This is a genomic window from Burkholderia sp. 3C (assembly GCF_054589155.1).
Map to the genome: position 1 here is coordinate 154,203 of NZ_BAAILN010000044.1, position 6,518 is coordinate 160,720.

7 protein-coding genes are annotated in these 6,518 nt (G+C 69.8%); 3 read left to right on the forward strand and 4 right to left on the reverse strand.

The genetic code is table 11. The features are described from left to right. Nucleotides 1–14: 14 nt before the first annotated feature. On the reverse strand, nt 15–1,028 hold the full coding sequence (locus tag ACYP33_RS07115) for a zinc-dependent alcohol dehydrogenase family protein (RefSeq protein WP_459620637.1): 1,014 nt from the start codon (nt 1,026–1,028) through the stop codon (nt 15–17). 601 nt (nt 1,029–1,629) lie between these two features. Between ACYP33_RS07115 and yghU the strand changes: the two genes are divergently transcribed. Beyond that, a complete protein-coding gene (yghU, locus tag ACYP33_RS07120) occupies nt 1,630–2,511 on the forward strand; it encodes a glutathione-dependent disulfide-bond oxidoreductase (protein ID WP_459620639.1) in 882 nt (293 codons plus the stop codon). Between the two features lie 184 nt (nt 2,512–2,695). Here yghU and ACYP33_RS07125 read toward each other — a convergent pair whose 3' ends face one another. Continuing rightward, complete coding sequence (locus ACYP33_RS07125) at nt 2,696–3,103, reverse strand: VOC family protein (protein ID WP_459620640.1); 408 nt, start codon at nt 3,101–3,103, stop codon at nt 2,696–2,698. A 503-nt stretch (nt 3,104–3,606) separates the two neighbouring features. After that, a complete protein-coding gene (locus tag ACYP33_RS07130) occupies nt 3,607–4,263 on the reverse strand; it encodes a TetR/AcrR family transcriptional regulator (protein ID WP_459620642.1) in 657 nt (218 codons plus the stop codon). A 278-nt stretch (nt 4,264–4,541) separates the two neighbouring features. Between ACYP33_RS07130 and ACYP33_RS07135 the strand changes: the two genes are divergently transcribed. Further along, the gene (locus ACYP33_RS07135; protein WP_459620644.1) at nt 4,542–4,949 is read left to right on the forward strand and encodes a PRC-barrel domain-containing protein; all 408 of its coding nucleotides are present in this window, start codon (nt 4,542–4,544) and stop codon (nt 4,947–4,949) included. Between the two features lie 187 nt (nt 4,950–5,136). Here the strand turns inward: ACYP33_RS07135 and ACYP33_RS07140 are convergent, their stop codons facing one another. Further along, on the reverse strand, nt 5,137–5,700 hold the full coding sequence (locus ACYP33_RS07140; RefSeq protein WP_459620646.1) for a DUF3455 domain-containing protein: 564 nt from the start codon (nt 5,698–5,700) through the stop codon (nt 5,137–5,139). Nucleotides 5,701–6,029: 329 nt separating this feature from the next. On the opposite strand from ACYP33_RS07140, the gene ACYP33_RS07145 reads away from it, so the two are divergent. Then, a complete protein-coding gene (locus ACYP33_RS07145) occupies nt 6,030–6,476 on the forward strand; it encodes a CHRD domain-containing protein (protein WP_414449960.1) in 447 nt (148 codons plus the stop codon). The last annotated feature ends 42 nt before the right edge of the window (nt 6,477–6,518 follow it).

The window sequence follows — 6,518 nt, forward strand, 5'->3', positions numbered from 1 at the left end:
GGGCGTGGGCAAGATCACCACTCGGCGACGATCTTGCCGAAATGGCCGCCCTGCTCCTGCCAGCGGAACGCCTCGGCCAGCGCGTCGAGCGCGAAGCTGCGGTCGATCACCGGGCGGATCGCGTTGCGTTCGAGCGCGCGCACGTAATCCTGCTGCTGGCGGCGGCTGCCGACGATCAGCCCTTGCAGCCGCGCCTGCCTGGCCATCAGCGCGGCGGTCGGCACCTCGCCCTGCATGCCGGTCAGCACGCCGATCAGCGAGATATGGCCGCCCACCCGCACCGCGTCGATCGACTGCGCGAGCGTGCCCGGGCCGCCCAACTCGATCACGTGGTCCACGCCGCGCCCGCCGGTCAGCTCGCGCGCCACCGCGCCCCAGTCCGGCGTCTGCCGGTAGTTGATGGTGTGATGCGCGCCGAGCGCGCTGGCGCGAGCCAGCTTCTGGTCGGACGAGGACGTGACGATCACGGTCGCGCCCATCGCGCGGGCGATCTGCAACGCGGCGATCGACACGCCGCCGGTGCCGAGCGTCAGCACCGTGTCGCCGGCCTTCAGCGCGCCGTCGCCCACCAGCGCGCGCCAGGCGGTCAGCCCGGCCGTGGTGATGGTCGCGCTTTCGGCGTGGCTCCAGCCGCGCGGCGCGTGCGTGAAGGCCTGCGCGGGGCGCACCACCACCTCGGTCGCGAAGCCGTCCGCGCCGTCGCCGGGCGTGCCGGCGAAGTTGCCCACGGCGTCGAACGCCGCGCCGTCGGCCCAATGCGGGAAGAACAGCGACACCACGGCGTCGCCCGGCGCGAATTCGTCGACGCCGTCGCCCACCGCCTCCACCACGCCCGCGCCGTCGGACATCAGCACGCGGCCGTCGTCGGTCGGCATGCCGCCCTTGGCGACGATCAGATCGTGGAAGTTCAGCGAGGTGGCGTGCAGCCGGACGCGAATCTGGCCCGGCCCCGGCTGGCCGGGATCGGGCAGGTCGCGAATCTCGATCCGGTCGAGCCCGCCCGGTGCGCGCAGGACGGCGGCCTTCATGCGAGCCTCCCGATGCGGCGGCGGCCGAGAACGAGCGAGGTGAGCGAACGCGGCGTCAAGGCGGCGCGCGATTGATGCGAAGCAGGCAGCGTAAGCATGCGGAGGGTTCCTGTGATGGGTCACGGAATACGCGCGGCGGAGGCGGAATAGGGCGGTGAATCGCAGCGGTGATTCGTCGATGTATATCGCTGCTGCGGTTCACGGCTGTGGTTCACGGCTGCGAGTCGTGGCTGCGGTTCACAACCGCGATTCACGGCTACGATTCACGGCTGCGAGTTGCGGCTGCGGTTCACGACCGCGATTCGCGACTACGACTCACAACCGCGATTCACGGATGAAATTCGCACGGCCGCCGCGCGCGGCCAGTGGCACATGATGAACCGCCTCGCGAAACGCTGCTCGGCCGCCATCGAACGCGGCGGACCTCCACGCCGTAGCGGCCCGGAGCCGCCCGCAGCCGCCTCCGGCGAGATTGCCGAAACTTGACTACAGTAACGGTCCCGGCGGAACGCCCGCGCCGCATGGTTCGCCGCGCGCACCGCCACCACCCTGCCCCACGCCGCGCGTGCGGGCTGCCGCCGCCTCTTTCGGAGAAGATTGCATGAGCCAGGATTCCGTCTACGTTCCCCCGGCCGTCTGGACCCATCGCGCGCCATCCGGCGGCCATTTCGCGAGCATCAACCGCCCGGTCGCGGGCGCGACCCACGACAAGCCGCTGCCGGTGGGCACGCATCCGCTGCAGCTTTATTCGCTGGCCACGCCGAACGGCGTGAAGATCGGCGTGATGCTGGAGGAGCTGCTCGCGCTCGGCCACACGGGCGCCGAATACGACGCCTGGCTGGTGCGCATCGGCGACGGCGATCAGTTCGGCAGCGGCTTCGTCGAAGCCAATCCGAACTCGAAGATTCCCGCGCTGGTGGATCACAGCGGCGCGCAACCGGTACGCGTGTTCGAATCGGGCTCGATCCTGCTCTACCTCGCCGACAAGTTCGGCGCGCTGGTGCCGAGCGAGCCGGCCGCGCGCGCCGAAACGCTGAACTGGCTGTTCTGGCAGATGGGTTCGGCGCCGTACCTCGGCGGCGGCTTCGGCCACTTCTACGCCTATGCGCCCGAGAAGTTCGAATATCCGATCGACCGCTTCACGATGGAAACCAAGCGCCAGCTCGACGTGCTGAACCAGTTGCTGGCCGAACGCCCGTATATCGCCGGCAACGCCTACTCGATTGCCGACATCGCGATCTGGCCGTGGTACGGCTGCCTCGCGCTCGGCGAGTTGTACGGCGCGGGCGAATTCCTCAACGTGGTCGAATACACCCACGTGCGCCGCTGGGCCATGCAGATCGCCGAGCGGCCGGCCGTCAAGCGCGGCCGTCGCGTCAACAGCGTGCGCGGCGAGCCGGCCGACCAGCAGCACGAGCGCCACGCCAGCGCCGATCTGGATCGTTTCGCTCCGTTCACGCCGGTTAAATCGGTTACGCGCTAAGTACGAAAGAAAGGCAGGATGACGAAGCAAGGGCGGCGTATCGGCGGCGTATCGGCGGCGTATCGGCGGCGTATCGGCGGCGTATCGGCGGCGTATCGGCGGCGTATCGGCGGCGTATCGGCGGCGTATCGGCGGATGCCGGATGCGCCGCCCTTTCGTATGGCTTCGTGGTTTCGTTGCTGCCTTACTCGTCGAACGTGCCGCGATATTCGTCCGACGCATCGGCGCGCGTGTTCAGCTCGAACATCACGCCGCCCGGGGCGCGGCAGAAGAAACGCGAGCCGCGGCCGTTGTTGAACACGGCCGTTTCCATCGTCACGCCCTCGCCCTTGAGCCGCGCGTAGAGCGACTCGACGGCGTCGAGGTCGGGCAGTTCGAACCCGGTGTGGAAGTTGCGCGGCCAGGCCAGCGTTTCGTCGCCGGCGTCGTCGATCACGACGTCGAAGCCGGGGCGCTTGAGGATGTACGAGCGATCCCAGGTGCCGGCGATCGTGAAGCCGAGGTAGCGCTCGAAAAAGCGCGCCGTGGCAGCCGTGTCGGACGAGGGAAAGCTCAGGTGATTCAGTTTCATGCTGCGGGTCACGTCGGTCATGTCGATGCCTTGCGGGTGCGATGGCGGTGGCCCGATGCCGTACCGCCGACCCGTTCAGAATACGAGCCGGCCCATGCTGCCGGCTACTCGCATCGGCGCGCGGTGGGCGCGGTGGCGCGGCCCGCGCGGCAGAGCAGGCGCGGCAGGGCGCGTTGATGCGCCGGGCCGCTTCGTCGGCCTCGTGCTTGCTCACATTCGGCGGCGTGCTTCAGGTTTCGCGTCCGGGTTTTGTGCGTGCCTCGGCTTGCTCGCGTTCGATCTGCGCTCAAGGTCTCGCACCCGGGTGTCACGCGCGCCACCGCTTGCTCACATTCGGCAGCCAGTTTCAGGCCGCGTGCCCAGGTTGCGCGCGTGCCTCGCGCTTGCCCGCACTCGGCGATCCACTTCACGCCTCGCACTCGGGTTTCTCTCGCCCCGCGCGCTTGCTCGCACTCGGCGGCCCACTTACGCCCCGCGCCCGGGTTTCGCTCGCCTCGCGCGCTTGCTCACACTCAGTGCCCGCTTCAGCCACCGCGCCCAGCTTTCCCCCGCCCCTCGATCAAATCCAGCTCGCGCAGATACCCAAACACCGCCGCACGCAAACGCCGCTCCAAACTCGCCACGTCGCGCTCGCCACGCGCCCCGGCGCTGTCGGTCAGCGCCTGCACGATCTCACCGAGATCGGCCGCCGCACGATCGAGCGCGCCGGAGGTCCCGCCCTCGCCCGCCGGCAGCACGCGGCGCAGGATCGTCGTCATCGGCGCTTCCAGCCCGACGCATTCCACCGCATCGCGCAGCGCCGGGCTGTCCTCCTGCTCGTCGAGCAGCCGCGCCAGGTTCGGCCGCTGCAACTGCTGGCGCGCCGTCGCGGCCAGCAGCAGGCCGAGCGCCGCGACGCCGTCCGGCTCGGCCAGCGCGGCGTCCATCTCGTCGAGATAGCACTGCGTTTCGCGCTGCATCAGCGCCACCGTCAGCGCATCCTTGCCCGGGAAATACTGGTAGAGCGAACCGATGCTGACGCCCGCGCGCTCGGCCACCGCATTGGTGTTGAAGCCGTCGAGGCCGCGCGCCTCCAGCACCTGCGCGGCGGCCTCGACGATCGCGGCCACCGTTTCGGCTGCGCGCGGCTGGGTCGGGGTCTTGCGCGGTTGCAGGCGGGGGCGGGGCGGGCGATCGGTCATGGCGCGGCGGAGAACAGGTCGGGACACGCGCATTGTACAAAGGCGGGCGCGGCCGAAAATGCGCCCGAACCAGGGCCAGGTACAAAAGCCTCGCTGCCTTGTAAAAACGCGCGCCGCCCCGCTCGCAGGCCCGTCGCACAATGCGCCGGGACGCGGCACGCGGCTTGCGCACCTTCAGGGCGTTCGACCTCTCGGCCCGGCTTGCCCCGGCCCCTTTCCGCTTCGGTGGATGACCTCGCCACGACGACGTCATCCGCCCCCTTGACGGAGGATTCCCCATGAAATCGACGCCCAGCCCCACGCCCGGCACCCACAGCGGTCCGCTTGCCGGCTATCGCGAAACCGATTCGAGCGGCGCGCTGCCGCTCGCCGTCCACACGCTCGAAGGCGCAAGCATCAGTGCGCCGGACGGCACCGCAGTCGGCCACCTGAGCGACTTGCTCGTCGATCTGGGCGAGGGTCGCATCACCCACGCACTGATCGCCACGGCCGACGATCGGCACGACCACCTGATCGCCGTGCCCTGGTCGCTGATGTCGGCGGACACCGAAGGCAAGGGCCTGAGCATCGACGCGCCGGCCGAACTCGTGTTCGACGCGCCCGGGTTCGACCGTGATCGTTCGCCGTCCGCTCGCGACAGCGATTGGGCGCAGGCGATCGAGCGCCATTTCGGCTCGCGCGCCTGAACCGGCGGCGGGCAGAGCGCCTATCGCGCGCCGCGCCCGCCGCCTGCCGCCTGCCGGGCACAGCCGCCTGCTGCCCGGCCACGCTTATCGCCTGCCGCGCACCGTCGTCTACCGCCTACCGCAGACTGCCCGTCGCGCGCCGCCGCCCATCGCCCTCCATCTGACTCAGCGCCCCTGCCCGCAAGGCTCAACGATAGAACGCATACCGCGCCAGATACGGCGTGCTGCCTTCCTGATGCTCGGTCGCACACGGCGCGGCCGGCATCGCACCGCCTACCGTCGCAAGCCGCTGCACATGGCGCACCCCGGCCAGCAGGCCCGCGCCGCCCGTGTCGTGCGTTTCCAGCAGCAGTTGCGGGATGCTGCCCGGCGTGGCCGACGGCTGCTGCGCCAGCACGCGGCCGACGATCCGGCTGCCATCCGCCGCCGCCCACGACGGCCCCGCGCCATGCTGCACGCGCGCCTGGCCGCTCGCGTCGTAGAGCGTGGCCGCCGGCCGCTTGAACACCCAGCCCAGCCGATGCTGCGCGTCGAACTCGCAGGCGTAGATCTGCACGCCCGACGCCGACAGCGTCAGCGCCGGCACCCCGCCGCCCGGCGGTTCGAGCGAAGCGGGCGCCGCCACCATCGGCGCGACCGATGCGCCCTGCCCCCCGGATTGCGGCGCCGCACACGCGCCAAGCGCCGCCAGCGCCGCGAACGCCATCGCGAAGCGCGCCGCACGCCCCCGCACCGCTACCTGAGCTGCCATCGAATGCCACATGGAAAAACCTCGTTGTCTTAAATGAATGGTGGGAACCAAGCTGCCCTTCCAGAACGCCCGAGCCCCCCGTCCTATTCCATCTTCCGTACAGCTTATGCAGCCGCGCGGCGCCGCGCGTATCATGTGCGCGCATGGCGGCGGGCCTGGCAATGGCGCACTTACGAAGTGCTTTCCATGGCTGACGATTCGTCATGCGAACGGTTCGATGATTTTTTTGCATTCCGATGGAATAAGCCCCCACCCCCATGCGTTATGCAAGGGAGCGGACGACGATGACGACCGCCACTCTTCAACGCATACGACCTGACGAAACCGCCATGAAACTGATCTCCCGCCGTGCCCTGACGATCGCCGCGCTGTCCCTCGGCCTGGCCGCCTCGCTGTCGGCCCAGGCCGAAACGCTGCAAGTCCATGCCGACCTGGCCGCCGCCACCGAAGTGCCGCCGAAGCAGAGCGACGGCCACGGCATGCTGATGGGCAGCTACGACACCGATTCGAAGCAACTGACCTGGCACGTCGACTATTCGGACCTGACCGGCCCGGCCACGATGGCCCACTTCCACGGCCCGGCGCCGGTCGGCAAGAACGCCGGCGTGGTGATCCCGATCGCCACCAAGGATCTGCCGAGCCCGATCGAAGGCCACGCCACGCTGACCCCGGCGCAGGAAGCCGATCTGCTGGGCGGCCGCTGGTACTTCAACGTGCACACGGCCAAGAACCCGGGCGGCGAAATTCGCGGCCAGGTCGCCACCAGCAAGTCCTGAGCATCGGCATTCCCGGCCGCCGCCCGCTTCGATGCGGGCGGC